This is a genomic window from Paraburkholderia sp. BR14312, from assembly GCF_040948675.1.
Classification (GTDB): Bacteria; Pseudomonadota; Gammaproteobacteria; order Burkholderiales; family Burkholderiaceae; genus Paraburkholderia; species Paraburkholderia nodosa_A.
The window spans coordinates 179,443-195,587 of record NZ_JBFPKI010000004.1; the positions used below are offsets into that span (position 1 = coordinate 179,443).

The following is a 16,145-nucleotide window of genomic DNA, read 5'->3' on the forward strand; positions in this document are numbered from 1 at the left end:
GGAATGACCTTGCGTCAGGAGGACGCGGGGCATGCAGCGGGAGCGGTCATGAAATCCTTTATCGAACGACAGTTATATCAGCCAGCATTGGTCCTGCCGATGGTGGACCTGATGCAGCTGATGGTGTCGCACGACTTCAACATGGGGCAAATCGGCCTGATGATGGCGACGCGCGGCGCGCGCGCCGCATTCCTGCGCTCGCGCGAACTCTGGAACGCGGGCCACGGAGAATGTGCGGCCACCGATTGTGTGCACTGATTGTGTGCTGATTGCACGCACGCGGAGCTTCCTCAACTTCAACGATTGAATATCCAGTCACGGCTTCACCGAACGCCTGACGCAAGCGTGTCCGAAGTTCGCCGATCCCCCTGACGCGCAGCGGCTTCGCCCGTTTGCTGTTGCGACGTCACCCTGTGAGCCGCCTCGACGTGCGAGGCGGCTCTTTTTTTGCCCCTGCGCCCCCTTCGCAATACGTGCCAATGCGTACCCGATTCGCACAATCACGCTGCGGGCGGTGGCTATTCGTCGCGCGTAAGATGGCGCGATCGGCCGCCTTTCGCGACTCGCGGCTCAACTCGCGTCAACGGCAAAGGAGAGCGGCATGGCACAACGTTTCGATGCGATCGTGATCGGCACGGGGCAAAGCGGGCCGCCTCTCGCGGTGCGGCTTGGCAAGAGCGGCCGCAAGACCGCGGTGATCGAGCGCGCGTCATTCGGCGGGACCTGCGTGAACGTCGGCTGCACGCCGACCAAGGCCTACGTCGCCTGTGCGCGTGCCGCTCATGTTGCGCGCCACGCGGCGGACTTCGGCGTGCAAATCGGCACGGGCGCGCAGCCCGGCGACGTGCGCGTCGATCTCGCGTTCGTGAAGGCGCGCAAGGAGCGCATCATCGGGGCGTCGCGCGACGGCGTCGAGCAGTGGCTGCGCCATGCGCCGAACGTCACCGTGTTCAAGGGTCACGCGCGCTTCACGGGCGCCCACACGGTGCGCGTGGCTGCGCACGACGGCGCGCAGGTCGATCTCGAAGCGCCCGAGATCTTCATCAACACGGGCACACGCGCGCTGATTCCTGCCATTCCCGGCGTCGAGACGATCCGCTACGAGACTAACTCGACGCTGCTCGCGCTCGCGCAACTCCCCGAGCATCTGGCGATCTGCGGCGGCAGCTACGTGGCGCTCGAATTCGCGCAGATGTTCCGCCGCTTCGGCAGCCGCGTGACGGTGCTCGTGCGCGGGCAGCGCGTCCTCGCACGCGAGGACGAGGATTATTCGCGCGCGGTCCAGGACGTGCTCGCACGCGAAGGCGTGGAGTTTCGCTTCGGCGCAGAGCCGCGCAGCGTTGCGCCGCTCGATGGCCGGGCGGGCGTGCGCATCGCGCTCGACAGCGGTCCGCTCGACGTTTCGCACCTGCTCTTTGCGACCGGGCGCCTGCCGAACACGGACGATCTGGGGCTGGAGGCCGCTGGCATCGAGCGCGACGCCCACGGGCTCATCGCCGTGGACGGCCAGTTGCGCACGCGCGTAGAGGGCATCTGGGCGCTCGGCGACGTGAATGGCCGCGGCGCGTTCACGCACACGTCATACGACGACTTTCAGATCGTCGCGGCGAATTTGCTGGACGGCAAAGCGCGCAGCGCCGACACACGCATTCCCGCCTACGCGGTGTTCGTCGATCCGCCGCTCGCGCGCGTCGGCATGAGTGAGCGCGAAGTGCGCGAGCGCGGCAAACCCGCGCTCATCGCCACCATGCCGATGTCGCGCGTGGGCCGCGCGCGCGAACGCGGCGAGACGGACGGCTTCATGAAAGCGCTGGTGGACCCGCCAACGCAACGTATTCTCGGCGCAGCGATCTTCGGTATCGAGGGCGACGAGGCGATCCACACGTTCATCGACACGATGACGGCCGACGCCCCCTATACGACGCTGCAATACGCGATGCACATCCACCCGACCGTGAGCGAGCTGGTGCCGACCTTGCTCGACGGCCTGAAACCTCTCGAATGAGCGCATTGGCATGAACGAACCGAACACGGTTGCATTCGGCAATCTCTTCGCAGGCATCGACGCAAATGCCGAGGATGAGCGCTTCGACACGCTCGTTTCGCGTGACGGGGTGCTGATCGAGCGCATCGTCTCCACGGGCCAGGCGAGCCCGCCGGGGTTCTGGTACGACGATGCGCGCGAGGAATGGGTGGCGCTTCTCGCCGGCGCGGCGACGCTGGAATTCGAGGACACGGCGCAGCCGCCGCGACGCCTGCTGCCCGGCGACTATGTGCACATCCCGGCGCACTGCCGTCATCGCGTGTCATGGACCGATCCGACCGTGCCGAGCGTCTGGCTCGCGGTGTACGTCGGCGCAGCGCCTGAGGAAGGCGACGGCGAGGCGTGAGCGCGGCGATAATCGGCAGGATTCAACCGAAACGCAACGTCATGTCCGCGAAACATCCGCTACCTCCGCTACGTGTTGCACTGGTTTCCGACACGCACAATCTGCTGCGTCCGGAGCTACTCGCCTTCGTCGAGGGCGCGGACGCCATCGTGCATGCGGGCGACATCTGCGATCAGCGCGTGCTCGACACGCTCGCGGCCATCGCGCCGCTCACCGCCGTGCGCGGCAACAACGATCATGGCGCGTGGGCCGAGGCGTTGCCAGCGCAAACGACCGTCGCGTTCGCTGGGGTCCGGCTTGCGGTGGTCCACGAACTACCTGACCTGCAGGGCGATCCTGCTGGCGAAGGCATTGCTGTGGTCGTGAGCGGGCATTCGCACAAGCCCATGCTCGAAACGCGCGAGGGCGTGCTGTACGTGAACCCCGGCAGCGCGGGGCCGCGCCGTTTCAAATTGCCGATCTCGGCAGCGATGCTGACGATCGGCGACGACGGCGCATTGGACGTCGAGCACGTCAATCTCGTCGAATAGGCTCAAGCGAGCGCGCAAGAAAAAAGGCCAGCACGAAGCTGGCCTTTTTGCGTTTCAGTGGTGCCCTATCAGGCGCGCACGGCGTTGGCGACGGCGTATTCCTCGTCGAGTTCGCGCGCGAGACGCACACCGCGCAGCACCGCGTGTGCTTCCGCCCTGGTGCTCACGCTCGGCGCCGAGCCCGGCAGCGGGCGGCGCGCCGTTTCATGCAGCGCCAGCACCGAAATGATGCCGATCACGGCTGCGCCCATCAGGTAGTACGCGGGCATCATGAGGTTCTGCGTGTGCTGGACGAGCCATGCCGCCACGAGCGGCGTGGTACCGCCGAACAGCGACACCGAGACGTTGAAGCCGATGGCGAGCGCGCCGTAGCGGATCGCGGTCGGGAACAGCGCCGGCAGGGCCGAAGGCATCACGCCCGTGAAGCACGAGAGCAGCGCGCCGAGGATCAGGAGACCGAAAAATACCGGCACGAGGGCGCCCGTCTGGATCAGCGTGAGCGACGGGATCGACAGCAGGATCAGGCCCACGCAGCCCGCGAGCATCACGGGCTTGCGGCCCACGGCGTCGGACAGGCGGCCGAACGCGAGCGTCATCGGCATCATCAGCACCATCACGATCAGCACGAGAAAGAGGCCGTGCGTCTCGTTGAAGTGCAGCGTCGCCGAGAGGTAGCTCGGCAGGTACGACAGCGCCATGTAGTCGGTCACGTTGAAGATCAGCACCAGACCCACGCACAGCAGGAAGGGGCGCAGATGCTGTGTGAGGAGCGAATGCAGCGTGAGCTTGGGGCGCGTGTGCTCTTCGGCCTCGCGCAGTTCCGCTTCGCGCTTGAACGCCGGCGTTTCCTCGAGCTTCATGCGGATATAGAGACCGACGAGGCCGAGCGGGCCCGCGATCATGAACGGCACGCGCCAGCCCCAGTCGAGCAGTTGCTGGTGCGAGAGCACGGCGGTCAGCACGGCAACCGTGCCCGCGCCGAACACGTAGCCGATCAGCGTGCCGAACTCGAGGAAGCTGCCCATGAAGCCGCGGCGCTTGTCGGTGGCGAATTCGGCGATGAAGGTCGCCGCGCCGCCGTATTCGCCGCCGGTCGAGAAACCCTGAACGAGGCGCGCCACGAGCAGAAGCGCCGGCGCGGCAATGCCGATCGACTTGTACGAGGGAATCAGGCCGATGGCGAAGGTGCCGCAGGCCATCATGATCATCGTCATCGCGAGCACGCGCTGGCGGCCGATGCGGTCGCCGAGCGGCCCGAACACCATGCCGCCGATCGGGCGCACGACGAACGCGGCCGCGAATGTGCCGAACGTGGCGATGAGCTGCGCCGAGGGGCTGCTCGACGGGAAGAACACCTGGCCGAGCGTGACGGCGATGTAGCTGTACACGCCGAAGTCGAACCATTCCATGGCGTTGCCGAGCGCCATGGCGCCGACGGCGCGTTTGAGGAGGCTTTTGTCGACGATCGTGATGTCGTCGAGGGTAAGGTCGGTCTGGGCCGACGCGCCGGAAGTGGAAGCGGTCAAGGTCTGCATCTCCAATGACTGCGACGAACCCATGAGGGCCCGCCACGGTTGCCGGAGAGTACCGTTTCGCGATAGCGGCGACATTTCGCGCACGGCACGCCACGTTGCGTCAGCGACGAAGGCGGGCCGATGGTGCATCGCGCAAGGCGAGCGGCGCACGAAAGCAATGCTGAAGTGTCGCGAAACGACACTCGGACAAATTGTGTTTAACGTTGCGCCTGCGTGGCCGTGGATGGGGAGCAGGGCGCATGAGGACGCTGGACCGGCACGAGGTGCCTCGGATTGCCTGGTCAAAGCGCCACTGAAACGAAAAAGAAGCCCGCGTGGCGGAGCGTTCCTTTTGTCATATGCGCATTCGGAATGATGGCGTTTTTGGGCGCCGTGCCGAATGCAATTGATGGCTAATGCCTGTTGAACGAGGCCACATGTTAGCACGATAACGGAAGATCGCGCAAACCCAAGTATCTGCGGGGATTCGGGGCGCGGACTGGAAGCCCCACGCGGCGGGGGATTGCGCCGTTTCGATGGAACCGTTTCCGCGCCCTGGAATGCGCATGAAGCGCATAAAAAAACCGCGCCGGGGGCGCGGTTTTGCAGGGCAACCGGTTGCGTGATGCGGCTCAGGGACGGATCCCGGTGCGCATCGCGAGGCCTTAGCCTTCGGTCGGCGGCACGTAGCCCGAAGCCTGGTCGGCGCCTTCGCCGAAGAAGAACTTCTCGGTCTGCTTCATCAGGTACTGGCGCGCGCGCGGATCGGCCATGTTCAGGCGGTTTTCATTGATGAGCATGGTCTGCTGCTTGAGCCACTGCTGCCATGCCTCTTTCGAGACGCTTTCGTAGATGCGCTTGCCGAGCTCGCCCGGCAGCGGCGGAAAGTCGAGACCTTCGGCTTCCTTGCCGAGCTTCGCGCATTGGATCATACGGGCCATGCTGTGCTTCTCCTGTAGTCGTATGTGTGGGTGGCGGCGCGCTCAGAGCTGTTTCATCAGCACGAGCGATTTGCGCTGCCAGTTATAGAGGCGGCGGCGGTCTTCGGGCAGGTCGTCGACCGTTGCCTTGACGAAGCCGCGCTTCAGGAACCAGTGTTCGGTGCGCGTGGTGAGCACGAAGATGCGTGTGAGACCGCGCGCCCGTGCACGCTGCTCGATGCGGCGCAAGAGACGTTCGCCGTCGCCGGAGCCTTGTGCTTCGGGAGAGACCGTGAGGCACGCCATTTCGCCGATACGCTCCTGCGAGTACGCGTAAAGCGCCGCGCAGCCGAACAGCACGCCATCGTGCTCGATCACCGAGAAGTGGTCGATGTCGCGCTCGATCTGGTGACGCCCGCGCCGCACGAGCGTGCCGTCGGTTTCGAGCGGCTCGATCAGCGTGAGAATGCCGCCGACGTCGTCAGGCGTGGCTTCGCGCAGGCTTTCCAGATTCTCGTACGAGATCATGGTGCCCACGCCGTCGTGCAGGAACAGTTCGAGCAGCAAGCCGCCGTCGAGCGCGTAGGGAATGATGTGCGCACGCCCCACGCCGCCGCGGCACGCGCGAATGGAGTGCTTCAGATAGAAGCCCTCGTCGCCGAGCACCGTGCCGCCTTCTTGCAGCTTGTAGGCGTCGTCGAGCGACATTTCGCGGATCAGCTCGCCTTCCTCGTCGATCAGGCCCTGCGTTTCCGTAAGGAAGACGATCTTGTCGGCGCGCAGCGCGATGGCTGCCGCCGAGGCGACGTCTTCCATCGACAGATTGAACGCCTCGCCCGTGGGCGAAAAACCGAGCGGCGAGAGCAGCACGAGCTTGCGGCTCGCGAGCGAGTGGCGGATCGAATCGGCGTCGATCTTGCGCACGACGCCCGTGTGCTGGAAATCCACGCCGTCGAGAATGCCGACCGGCCGCGCCGTCACGAAGTTGCCCGACACCACGCTGATGTGCGCGTGCGCCATCGGCGTGTTCGGCAGACCCTGACTGATCGCGGCCTCGATGTCGAGACGCACTTCACCGGCCGCTTCCTTCGCCGATTCGAGCGCGCGGGCATTGGTGATGCGCATGCCGTGCGAGAACTCGGACTCGACGCCGTGCAGGCTCATCTGCTCCTCGACCTGCGGGCGCGAACCGTGCACGAGCACGATCTGGATGCCCATGGCCTGCAAGAGCGCGATGTCGGCGACGAGCGCGTTGAGCAGGTTCTGGTGCACGACCTCGCCGCCGAAACCGACGACGAACGTCTTGCCCTGGAACGCGTGGATGTAGGGCGCGACCGATCGCATCCAGTCGACGAACTGCGCGTGCTGCGCCATGATCTGCGAGTCGGAATCCGCAGCGGCGGCGGAGGCCGGCGCGCTGGCAGTAGCGGGGACGAGGTCGGTTTGGGAATTCATGCCCGGGATTATAATGCGCCCCCATGTCGAATGTACCCAAAAGACCTGCCTCGGCGCAGGGCAGCAACACCCCGGCCGGGAAGGAAACGGCGCAGGACGGCGCGAAAGCGAAAGGCGCGGCGCAGAAGTATGGCGACGGGCAAAAGCTCGCGTCGACGGACAAGCTTGCCGCGCTGATGGGCGGCGGCGCGTTGGGCGGCGCGCGCGTGCAGGACAAGCGTGCGGAGCAGAAGCAACCACAGGCGCAACAGCAGACGCCGCCGCGCGCGGAACAGCGACCGGATCAGCAGCCGGATCAGGAACTGCATCAGCAGCCTGAGCAGGGAAACGAAACGAAACCCGCGCCGCAGTCGCCGTCACAATCGCCATCGCGAGGCGAACCGCGTGCGCAGCGCAGCGCCGCTCAGCCCGCCAGGCGACGCGAGGCGCGGGACGATCGACGCCCGGCGCAGCGAAACGAGCCACGAGATCGCCCGAACGAATCGCGCGAGGCGCGCGCCGAGGCGCCGCGCAATCAACCGTCGCGCGCGCAGCAACCTCCTCCGAAGCAGGCGAAGCCGCAGAACCCGCCGAATCCGCAGCGATCCGCCAAGCCGAAATCCGAACACGCGCCGCGCCCCGGCAGTGAAGGCGAACGTGATCGCGCGCCGCGCGCCGAACGCCAGGAACGTCCGCCGCGTGCACCACGCGCGCACATCGAGCCGAACAAGGTTCCGCCCATCACGTTCCCCGAAGCGCTGCCGGTCTCCGGCCGCCGCGAAGAGATCGCGCGTGCGATCGCACAGAATCAGGTCGTGATCGTGAGCGGCGAAACGGGCTCGGGCAAGACCACGCAGTTGCCGAAGATCGCGCTCGCGCTGGGTCGCGGCCTCGGCGCGGGCGGCACGGGTTTGATCGGCCATACGCAGCCGCGCCGGATTGCGGCCTCGGCCACGGCGCGGCGCATCGCCGACGAACTCAATACGCCGTTCGGCGAAGTGGTCGGCTACAAGGTGCGCTTCACCGACAATCTCTCGCCGGGCGCCTCGGTCAAGCTCATGACCGACGGCATCTTGCTCGCGGAGACGCAAACCGATCCGCTGCTCAAGGCCTATGACACGATCATCATCGACGAGGCGCACGAGCGTAGCCTGAACATCGACTTCCTGCTCGGCTATCTGAAAGAGATTCTGCCGCGCCGGCCCGACCTCAAGCTGATCGTGACGTCGGCGACCATCGACGCCGATCGCTTCGCGCGCCACTTCGGCAGCGAGGAAAAGCCCGCGCCGGTGATCGAGGTGAGCGGCCGGCTGTATCCGGTCGAAGTGCGCTATCGCCCGGTGCAGGAAGACAGCCCGGCGGTGAAGAACGCGCAGGGCACGACGGGCCGCGAAAAAGGTGCGAAGTCGCAGCGCGACACCGATCGCGACCTGATGGAAGCCATCGTCGATGCCGTCGACGAACTCTGCCGCGAGGGCTCGGGCGACGTGCTCGTGTTCCTGCCCGGCGAGCGCGAGATTCGCGACGCCGCGGAAGCACTACGCAAGCATCATCCGCCGCACACGGAAATCCTGCCGCTATTCGCGCGGCTGTCCGCGCAGGAGCAGGAGCGCGTCTTCAAGCCGTCGAATGCGCGCCGCATTGTGCTCGCGACCAATGTGGCCGAAACGTCGCTCACGGTGCCAGGCATCCGCTACGTGGTCGATACGGGCCTCGCGCGCGTGAAGCGCTATTCGTATCGCAACAAGGTCGAGCAGCTGCAGATCGAGGCGATTGCGCAGGCGGCGGCGAACCAGCGCGCGGGCCGTTGCGGGCGGGTCGCGGACGGCATCTGCATCCGGCTTTACGAGGAAGCGGATTTCATCGCACGGCCGCGCTTCTCTGATCCGGAAATCCTGCGCTCGTCGCTTGCCGCCGTGATTCTGCGCATGAAGTCGCTGCATCTCACGGCGATCGAGACGTTCCCGTTCATCGAGCCGCCGCCGGGCCGCGCGATCGCCGACGGCTATCAGCTGCTCAACGAACTCGGCGCCGTGGACGACGACAACGCGCTCACGCCGCTCGGCCGCGAACTCGCGCGCCTGCCGCTCGATCCGCGTGTGGGACGCATGATTCTCGGCGCACGCGACGAGCAGGCGCTGCGCGAAGTGCTCATCATCGCGAGCGCGCTGTCGGTGCAGGATCCGCGCGACCGACCGATCGAGGCGCAGGAGCAGGCGGACCAGGCGCATCGCCGTTTTGCCGACGAGCGCTCCGAATTCCTGCAGTGGCTCAAGATCTGGGCCTGGTTCGAAGAGGCCGTCGCGCACAAGAAGTCCAACCGGCAACTGCTCGATGCGTGCCGCGCGAATTTTCTGTCGCACTTGCGTCTGCGCGAATGGCGCGACGTGCATTCGCAATTGCTGACCGTGGTGCGCGAGCATGGCTGGCGCATCAACGAAGCCGACGCGACCTACGAGCAGATCCATCACGCGCTGCTCACGGGCCTGCTCGGCAATATCGGTCTGAAGGCCGACGACGACCCGCATTACCTCGGCGCGCGCGGCATCAAATTCCATCTGTGGCCGGGCTCGGCGCTCGTGAAGAAGGCGGGGCGCTGGGTGGTGGCCGCCGAACTCGTCGAAACGAGCCGCCTCTACGCGCGCTGCATCGCGAAGATCGAGCCCGAGTGGCTGGAGAAGGTCGGCGCGCACTTGTTAAAGAAGTCGCTCTCCGAGCCGCATTGGGAAAAACGCGCGGCGCAGGTGAGCGCGTTCGAGCGCGGGGTGCTGTATGGCCTGCCGGTGTATCAACGCAGGCGCGTGGCGTTCGGCAAGCAGGACCCGGCGCGCGCCCGCGAACTCTTCATTCGCGGCGCGCTCGTGGAGGGCGAGTTCGACACGAAGCTCGCGTTCTTCGCGCACAACCGCAAGCTGCTCGCCGATATCGAGCAACTGGAACACAAGTCGCGCCGCCAGGATGTGCTGGTCGACGATGAGCTGATCTACGGCTTCTACGATCAGGCGATTCCGGAAGGCATTTACTCGGGCGCGTCGTTCGAGCGCTGGTATCGCGACGAGGTGAGGAAGGGCGGCGAGCCCGAGGACAAGCTGCGTCTGTTGTACCTCTCTCGCGACGACCTGATGCGCCATGAGGCGGCAGGCGTGACGACCGAGCTGTTCCCGAAGCGCATGACGATGTCGGGCGTGGCGATGGCGCTCACGTATCACTTCGAGCCGGGCTCGCCGCGCGACGGCGTGACGCTCGCGGTGCCGCTCTACGCGCTCAACCAGGTCGATGCGCGCCGCTGCGAATGGCTCGTGCCGGGCATGCTCAAGGAGAAGGCGCAACTGCTGCTGAAGTCGCTGCCGCAGAAGCTGCGCCGCCACTGCGTGCCGCTGCCCGAGTACGCGGCCGGCTTCGCGGAGCGCGTGGGCGGCGAGCGTTTCGGCGCGGGCGGCCTGCTGGAAGCGCTCATCGCCGACGTGCGCGAGCAAAAGCAGATCGCCCTGAAGTCGGCCGACTTCAAGCTGGAGACGCTGCCTGCGCACCTCTTCATGAACTTCAAGGTGGTCGACGAGCACGGCCGCCAGCTCGCGATGGGCCGCAACCTCGCGCAACTGCGCGCCGAACTCGGCGCGCAGGCGCAGCAGCAATTCCAGAAGCTCGCGAGCGCGACGGCGCTCGCGGCGCTGGAAACGCATGCGCAGGGCGGTGAAGCACCACAGAACGCTCCGGGCGAGCGCATCGCAAGCAACAACGCGCCGCAAAAGAGCAATGCACCACATACGCCCACGCTGGGCGACGCCGCACCTGCCACGGCGCTCTACGAAAACCTCACGACGTGGAATTTCGGCAAGCTGCCCGAGCTGCTGGAAATCCGCCGCGGCGGACAAACGCTGTTCGGCTATCCCGCGCTCGTCGATCGCGGCACGCATTGCGACGTCGAGGTGTTCGATTCGCCGGAGGAGGCCGCGCGCATCCATCGCGCGGGGCTGCGCCGGCTCTTCGCGCTGCAGTTGCGCGAGCCGATCCGCTACCTGGAGAGGAACCTGCCGGGCCTGCGCGAGATGGCGATGCAGTTCATGGCGCGCGCCACGCAGGAGGAGCTGCGCGACCAGCTGGTCGAACTCGCGCTCGATCGCGCCTGCCTGCAAGACCCGCTGCCCGACGACGACGCGAGCTTCCACGCACGCAAGGATGAAGGCCGCGGACGCCTTTCGCTGCTCGCGCAGGAAATCGCGCGGCTGGTCGGGCAGATCCTCGCGGAATACGCATCGTTGGCGAAGAAGCTCGTGCAGGCCAAGGCCTTTGGCGCGCCGGCCGCGGACATGCAGGCGCAGGTCGACGCGCTCATCAGCAAGCGCTTCATTCTGGAGACGCCCTATGCACAGCTCGTGCATTTCCCGCGCTACCTGAAGGGCGTCGCGCTGCGCATCGACAAGCTGCGCGCCGACCCCGCGCGCGACGCGCGCCAGGCCGCCGAATTCCAGCCACTCGCGCAGCAGTATCAGCGCGCGCTCTCGCAGCGCGGGGGCGTGTTCGATCCGCGTCTTTCGGAATTCCGCTGGCTGCTCGAAGAGCTGCGCATCTCGCTCTTCGCGCAGGAATTGCGCACACCGATGCCGGTCTCGGTCAAGCGCCTCCACAAGGTATGGGAATCGATGCAGCGATAAAGCGCATTGCGGGCCATAACAGTTCTTCAAAATTGTTCGAAAAAGGGGCGCTCAATTGCGCCCCTTGCATATTTCAAGGGCTTTACGTCAACCTTGCTTGCGGGTAGACGTTCTACAATCACGAATCTGCCCGGGAACGATTCTTCATGCCGAACAACAACACCTTTAGCCGCGTCGCCGCCAAGGCCGCAACGTTTGCGCTCGCTTGCGCAGCGACGGTTGCCACTTTCGCCTCCACGGCCGCTTACGCGAATAACATCATCGTCCTGAATTCGGGCGAAGCCACGTTGAGCCTCATCGACGACAAGACGCACGAAGTCGTCGGCACCGTGCCCACGGGCAAGGAACCGCACCACCTCTTTCCCACGCCGGACAACACCTCGCTGATCGTCGCGAACTCGGTGTCGAACAACCTCCTGTTCGTCGATCCGAAGACCGGCAAGCCGCAGCGCTGGGTCGAAAACGTCGAAGACCCGTACCAGCTCGGCTTCTCGCCCGACCGCAAGTGGTTCGTGACCACGGGCCTGCGCCTCGACCGCCTCGACATCTACAACTACGCGGGCGGCAGCAACATCACGCTCGCCAAACGCCTGCCGCTCTCGGCCATGCCGAGCCACCTGGCGTTCACGAACGACAGCCGCACCGTGTTCGTTTCGCTGCAGGTTTCCGGCGAAATCGCCGCGGTCGATCTGCCGACGCAGAAGGTGCTCTGGAAGATGAAGGTCGGCGCCGCGCCGGCTGGCCTGTGGCTCACGCCCGGCGACAAGTACCTGCTCGTCGGCATGACGGGCGCCGACTACGTGGCGGTGGTGGACTGGCGCAACCAGAAGATCGTCAAGACGATCCAGGTGGGCAAGGCCGCGCACAACTTCCGCTCGCTCGTGGACGGCCACCACGTGCTGGTGTCGAGCCGCGTGGCGAACGTCATCAGCATCATCGACGAGGACACGCTCGAAAAGACCGGCGAGATCAGCGGCCTGATGCCCGGCCCCGACGACATGGAGCTGACCGCCGACAAGCGCTATCTGTGGGTGACGTTCCGTTTCGCGAAGCACATTGGCCTCATCGACATGCAAACCAGGAAGCTCATCAAAACCATCGCCGTGGGCCGCTCGCCGCATGGCATCTACTTCTACGATCGCGCGCCCGTTACGGCGCCGAACGGAGCTTAAGGCAACGGGGCGCGCGCATGGATACGGTGGCGTCGTTACTGGCCTTCGTCGCGCACGCGGGGCAGTCCGTGATCGCGTCGGCAGACGACCTCGTCTCCTGGCTGCAAACGCTCCTCTACATCGACGTCATTCAGCCGCTGCTCTTCCGCGTCGGCATGATGGACGTGGACGAAGACACCTACGACGCACTGTACTGGGTGATCGTGGGTCTGCTCGAAGTGGGCCTGATGTACGCGCTGCTGCGCCCGCTCGAAGCGCTCGTGCCCGCGGAGAAGTGGCGCGACCGCAAGGGCGTGGGCGTCGACGCGCTCTACACGTGGGTCACGCGCCTCGGCATTCTGAACCTGCTGTTTTTCTTCACGATGCAGCCGTTCTTCGATCGTGCGCAGAGCGCGCTGCGGCTCATGGGCGTGAAGACGGTGGACCTCGACAATCTCTGGCCGGGCGTGAGCACGCAGCCGCTCGTGGCGTTCGCGATCTATCTCGTGGTGCTCGACTTCTTCAGCTACTGGTACCACCGGCTTTCGCATCGCTACGGCGTCTGGTGGGAGCTGCACGCCGTGCACCACAGCCAGCGCAAGATGTCGCTCTGGTGCGATGACCGCAACCACCTGCTCGACGTGATCGGGCAGTCGTGCATGTTCGCCGCCGTGGCACTCGTCATCGGCGTGCCGCCCGCGCAATTCGTGGTGCTCGTCGCGCTCACGAACTTCGTGCAGAGCGTGCAGCACGCCAACATTCGCGTGCATTTCGGCTGGCTCGGCGAACGGCTGCTGGTGAGCCCGCGCTTTCACCGCCGCCATCACGCCGTCGGCTATGGCCACGAAGGCACCCACTATGGCTGCAACTTCGGCGTGCTGTTCCCCTGGTGGGACATGATGTTCGGCAGCGCGTCGTTCAATCGCGAGATCGAGCCCACGGGCATTCGCGATCAGCTCGAAGGCGTGAGCTATGGCGAGGGTTTCTGGGCGCAGCAGGGTTATGCGTTCACCCGCATCGCGCGGCGCCTGCGTTCGCGTTCGCACGCCGCCGCCGCCACGCCGGCCGAGGCGCGCGACGACGCCACCGTGACCTGAGCGCCGCCACGGCGTCCTTGCACTTGCTCGCACCCGTCTTACCCGCCATGCGCGCGGTGGTTTATGCTGTCGGCTTGGTCGCACCGATTTCGCCGACGCCGTGTTCTCCACCCGTCCTTTTCGCCGTATTCCGCTCGCATGAATGACCTGTTGCGCTCGTTCGGACGCGCGCTCGCGAGCGTGTTCCATCCCGCCATGCTGCTGCTCACCTTCGTGCCATTTCTCGTGGCGGCGGCGGTGTGGGGCGCTGTGCTCTACGTGTTCTGGCAGCCGCTGCTCGACCTGATGCGCGGCGCGCTCGCGAACTGGTCCTCGACGGCCTACCTCTATCATCTGTTCGACGCGCTCGGTTTCGGCTGGCTGCGCGCGACGATCGCGCCGTTTCTCGTCATCATCCTGACGATTCCGCTCATCGTGATCACGGTGCTGCTGCTGATCGTCGCGATTTCGATGCCGCGCGTGATCCGCCATCTGTCGAAGCGCCAGTACGGGACGCTCGAGATGCGGCACGGGGGCAGTTGGTACGGCAGCCTGTTCTATTCGCTCGTCACGACGCTCGTCTGCCTGATCGTGATGATCGTGACGCTGCCGCTGTGGCTCATTCCGCCGTTCTTCGCGCTGATTCCGCCGCTGTTGTGGGGCTGGCTCACGTATCGGGTGATGACCTACGATGCGCTCGCGCTACACGCAACCGTCGAAGAGCGCCGCACGCTGGTGCGCAGCCATCGGCTGCCGCTGCTCGTGATCGGCGTGGTGAGCGGACTGCTCGGCTCGCTGCCCACGGCCATCTGGGCCGTGTCCGCGTGGCTGCTGCTGTTCTTCCCGGTACTGGCGGCGGTGACCATCTGGATCTATGCGTTCATTCTGGTGTTCACGGCGCTCTGGTTCGGTCACTACTGCCTGCGGGCGCTGCAGCGCATGCGTGCCCACGATGTGCAGCAGGCGTCCGGCGACGTGACGATCGTGCACTAACGCTCAATCATCAAGACAATCCAACGAGGCGGCCCATGGCATTTGGCGTCATCATCATCGGCGACGAGATTCTCTCGGGGCGCCGCTCCGACAAGCATCTGCCGAAGGTCATCGAACTGCTCGGCGCGCGCGGCCTCTCGCTCGAGTGGGCCCAGTACGTGGGCGACGATCCCGAGCGCATCACCGAGACGCTGCGGCGCTCGTTCGCTTCGGGCGACATCGTGTTCTCGACGGGCGGCATCGGCGCGACGCCGGACGACCACACGCGCCAGTGCGCCGCTGCGGCGCTGGGCGTGCCGCTCGCGTTGCACCCTGACGCCGAGGTGGCGATCCGCGAGCGCATCCGCGACATGCACACGGGCGCCGATCCCGTGAATTACCAGTCGCCAGAGAATCTGCACCGCTTCCAGATGGGCACGTTCCCGCAGGGCTGCGAGATCATCCCGAACGGCTACAACAAGATTCCGGGTTTTTCGATTCGCGATCATTACTTCGTGCCCGGTTTTCCCGTGATGGCCTGGCCGATGATCGAATGGGTGCTCGACACGAAGTACGCGCACCTGCATCACCAGACGCCGCACGCCGAGAAGTCGCTGCTCGTGTTCGAGCTGCCGGAGTCGACGCTCACGCCGCTCATGGAGCGCATCGAGCGCGATTTTCCGGGCGTGCGGGTGTTTAGCCTGCCGAGCGTGGGCGATGCGGAGCGCGGCGGCATTTATGCGCGCCGGCACATCGATCTGGGCGTGAAGGGCGAGCCCGAGGCCGTGGCGGCCGCCTTCGTGAAGCTGCGCGAAGGCGTGCACGAGCTGGGCGGCGATGTGGTCGAGCCGGCGGCGCCGGGCGAGGGGACGCCCGATCGCGAACGCCGCAGCGCGCCGCGCGCCGGTTTTTGAATCAGCGTGTGAAGATGGGCCGCGTGCGGCGGGAGGGCAGGCGGCGCATCATCGGCATGTCACACGGGGCGCTCAGAGTGGCCCGTTGGGTTGGAGCGGGGCAGTTTCAGGGTGTCAGGCGCCGATCCACGGCAGGCCGCGGAAGCACCAGCCCGTAACGGTCTTGCGGTGCCCCTGGCCGTCCTTGTCGCCTTCGAAGCCTTCGAGCAGGTCATAGGCCTTCGTGAAGCCGGCCTTGGCGGCCTCGATGGCGGCGAGCTTGGAGCGCGCGGCGCTGCGGCACAGGAACAGCACTGGCGCGTCGGCTTCCACGGCGCTCTTGAGCTGGGTGAGGAACTCGGCGTTGGGCACGCCGCCCGGATAGCGGGTCCATTCGACATGCGAATACTGGCCGTCGCCCACGACGGGACGGCCGACCCAGTCGAGTTCAGCGCGTGTGCGCACGTCGACGAGGCGCGCACGCGGGTCGAGCTGCAGAAGCTCGAATGCCTCTGCGGGCGACACCGCGCCCGCGTAGGGCAGCTGATTCTCGACGCGGCGTTTCTCGGCCTGGGCGTACAACTGTTCGAGCGTACTCATGACAACGGAT

13 protein-coding genes are annotated in these 16,145 nt (G+C 66.0%); 9 read left to right on the forward strand and 4 right to left on the reverse strand.

Annotated elements, in window-relative coordinates:
• Positions 1 to 48: 48 nt before the first annotated feature.
• The 4 genes from AB3X98_RS12935 to AB3X98_RS12950 all read left to right on the forward strand — a co-directional run bounded on the left by AB3X98_RS12935 (position 49) and on the right by AB3X98_RS12950 (position 2,920).
• A complete protein-coding gene (locus AB3X98_RS12935) occupies positions 49 to 258 on the forward strand; it encodes a hypothetical protein (RefSeq protein ID WP_069268200.1) in 210 nt (69 codons plus the stop codon).
• Positions 259 to 601: 343 nt separating this feature from the next.
• Positions 602 to 2,005, forward strand: a complete 1,404-nt coding sequence (locus tag AB3X98_RS12940; protein WP_368606290.1) for an FAD-containing oxidoreductase — start codon at positions 602 to 604, stop codon at positions 2,003 to 2,005.
• Positions 2,006 to 2,015: 10 nt separating this feature from the next.
• A complete protein-coding gene (locus tag AB3X98_RS12945) occupies positions 2,016 to 2,390 on the forward strand; it encodes a cupin domain-containing protein (protein WP_368606289.1) in 375 nt (124 codons plus the stop codon).
• A 41-nt stretch (positions 2,391 to 2,431) separates the two neighbouring features.
• Positions 2,432 to 2,920, forward strand: a complete 489-nt coding sequence (locus AB3X98_RS12950) for a metallophosphoesterase (protein ID WP_368606288.1) — start codon at positions 2,432 to 2,434, stop codon at positions 2,918 to 2,920.
• A gap of 68 nt (positions 2,921 to 2,988) precedes the next feature.
• Here the strand turns inward: AB3X98_RS12950 and proP are convergent, their stop codons facing one another.
• From proP to argA, 3 genes are all read right to left on the reverse strand, one after another.
• Positions 2,989 to 4,455 carry a glycine betaine/L-proline transporter ProP gene (gene proP, locus AB3X98_RS12955; protein ID WP_141710863.1) on the reverse strand — a complete coding sequence of 489 codons (1,467 nt, stop codon included), beginning with the start codon at positions 4,453 to 4,455 and terminating at the stop codon, positions 2,989 to 2,991.
• 644 nt (positions 4,456 to 5,099) lie between these two features.
• Complete coding sequence (locus AB3X98_RS12960) at positions 5,100 to 5,375, reverse strand: oxidative damage protection protein (RefSeq protein ID WP_069268157.1); 276 nt, start codon at positions 5,373 to 5,375, stop codon at positions 5,100 to 5,102.
• Between the two features lie 42 nt (positions 5,376 to 5,417).
• Positions 5,418 to 6,809: an amino-acid N-acetyltransferase gene (gene argA, locus AB3X98_RS12965; RefSeq protein WP_069268156.1), complete on the reverse strand. Its 1,392-nt coding sequence runs from the start codon at positions 6,807 to 6,809 to the stop codon at positions 5,418 to 5,420.
• A gap of 23 nt (positions 6,810 to 6,832) precedes the next feature.
• Between argA and hrpA the strand changes: the two genes are divergently transcribed.
• From hrpA to AB3X98_RS12990, 5 genes are all read left to right on the forward strand, one after another.
• Positions 6,833 to 11,443, forward strand: coding sequence for an ATP-dependent RNA helicase HrpA (gene hrpA / locus AB3X98_RS12970; protein WP_368606287.1), 4,611 nt, complete (start codon positions 6,833 to 6,835; stop codon positions 11,441 to 11,443).
• Between the two features lie 146 nt (positions 11,444 to 11,589).
• On the forward strand, positions 11,590 to 12,615 hold the full coding sequence (locus AB3X98_RS12975; protein ID WP_368606286.1) for a beta-propeller fold lactonase family protein: 1,026 nt from the start codon (positions 11,590 to 11,592) through the stop codon (positions 12,613 to 12,615).
• 17 nt (positions 12,616 to 12,632) lie between these two features.
• A complete protein-coding gene (locus tag AB3X98_RS12980) occupies positions 12,633 to 13,691 on the forward strand; it encodes a sterol desaturase family protein (protein WP_342945911.1) in 1,059 nt (352 codons plus the stop codon).
• A gap of 138 nt (positions 13,692 to 13,829) precedes the next feature.
• Positions 13,830 to 14,663 carry an EI24 domain-containing protein gene (locus AB3X98_RS12985; RefSeq protein WP_069268153.1) on the forward strand — a complete coding sequence of 278 codons (834 nt, stop codon included), beginning with the start codon at positions 13,830 to 13,832 and terminating at the stop codon, positions 14,661 to 14,663.
• 35 nt (positions 14,664 to 14,698) lie between these two features.
• Positions 14,699 to 15,556: a molybdopterin-binding protein gene (locus tag AB3X98_RS12990; protein ID WP_342945910.1), complete on the forward strand. Its 858-nt coding sequence runs from the start codon at positions 14,699 to 14,701 to the stop codon at positions 15,554 to 15,556.
• A gap of 114 nt (positions 15,557 to 15,670) precedes the next feature.
• On the opposite strand, the gene AB3X98_RS12995 is transcribed toward AB3X98_RS12990, so the two are convergent.
• Positions 15,671 to 16,135, reverse strand: coding sequence for a rhodanese-like domain-containing protein (locus AB3X98_RS12995; RefSeq protein WP_133181498.1), 465 nt, complete (start codon positions 16,133 to 16,135; stop codon positions 15,671 to 15,673).
• Positions 16,136 to 16,145: the final 10 nt, after the last annotated feature.

Coding starts and splice junctions, on each gene's coding strand:
- AB3X98_RS12935 (WP_069268200.1), top strand. CDS start 49: ATGAAATCCTTTATCGAACGACAGTTATATCAGCCAGCATTGGTCCTG.
- AB3X98_RS12995 (WP_133181498.1), bottom strand. CDS start 16,135: ATGAGTACGCTCGAACAGTTGTACGCCCAGGCCGAGAAACGCCGCGTC.
- proP (WP_141710863.1), bottom strand. CDS start 4,455: ATGCAGACCTTGACCGCTTCCACTTCCGGCGCGTCGGCCCAGACCGAC.
- argA (WP_069268156.1), bottom strand. CDS start 6,809: ATGAATTCCCAAACCGACCTCGTCCCCGCTACTGCCAGCGCGCCGGCC.
- AB3X98_RS12950 (WP_368606288.1), top strand. CDS start 2,432: ATGTCCGCGAAACATCCGCTACCTCCGCTACGTGTTGCACTGGTTTCC.
- AB3X98_RS12960 (WP_069268157.1), bottom strand. CDS start 5,375: ATGGCCCGTATGATCCAATGCGCGAAGCTCGGCAAGGAAGCCGAAGGT.
- AB3X98_RS12985 (WP_069268153.1), top strand. CDS start 13,830: ATGAATGACCTGTTGCGCTCGTTCGGACGCGCGCTCGCGAGCGTGTTC.
- AB3X98_RS12990 (WP_342945910.1), top strand. CDS start 14,699: ATGGCATTTGGCGTCATCATCATCGGCGACGAGATTCTCTCGGGGCGC.
- hrpA (WP_368606287.1), top strand. CDS start 6,833: ATGTCGAATGTACCCAAAAGACCTGCCTCGGCGCAGGGCAGCAACACC.
- AB3X98_RS12940 (WP_368606290.1), top strand. CDS start 602: ATGGCACAACGTTTCGATGCGATCGTGATCGGCACGGGGCAAAGCGGG.
- AB3X98_RS12945 (WP_368606289.1), top strand. CDS start 2,016: ATGAACGAACCGAACACGGTTGCATTCGGCAATCTCTTCGCAGGCATC.
- AB3X98_RS12975 (WP_368606286.1), top strand. CDS start 11,590: ATGCCGAACAACAACACCTTTAGCCGCGTCGCCGCCAAGGCCGCAACG.
- AB3X98_RS12980 (WP_342945911.1), top strand. CDS start 12,633: ATGGATACGGTGGCGTCGTTACTGGCCTTCGTCGCGCACGCGGGGCAG.